This is a genomic window from Psychrobacter sp. S1-30-MNA-CIBAN-0213 (genome assembly GCF_040309845.1).
GTDB lineage: Bacteria > Pseudomonadota > Gammaproteobacteria > Pseudomonadales > Moraxellaceae > Psychrobacter.
The window spans coordinates 1-237 of the sequence record NZ_JBEOPE010000176.1 but is presented as its reverse complement, the minus strand read 5'-3'; the positions used below and the strand labels follow the sequence as shown (position 1 = coordinate 237).

The 237-nt window shown below is 45.6% G+C and carries 1 protein-coding gene; it reads left to right on the top strand.

Annotation, left to right across the window (positions count from 1 at the left end; all coding sequences use genetic code 11):
• Nucleotides 1–237, top strand: a 237-nt coding sequence (locus tag AAEY87_RS14400) for a preprotein translocase subunit SecA (RefSeq protein WP_350657661.1), incomplete at both ends; no start/stop codon positions are given.

The window sequence follows — 237 nt, the reverse complement described above, 5'->3', positions numbered from 1 at the left end:
AGATGTCATCGTGATTCCAACGCATGAGCCGATTGCTCGTATCGATATGGATGACCAGATTTTCTTAACCAAGTTAGGCAAATACAAAGGCATCATTCGCGAAATTAAAGAAATTCAAGCCAAAGGCGCGCCAGTACTGGTTGGTACCGCGACGATTGAGGCCAGTGAAGAATTGTCTTACTTGCTTGACCAAGAAGGCGTTAAGCATAACGTTCTAAACGCCAAGCAGCATGAGCG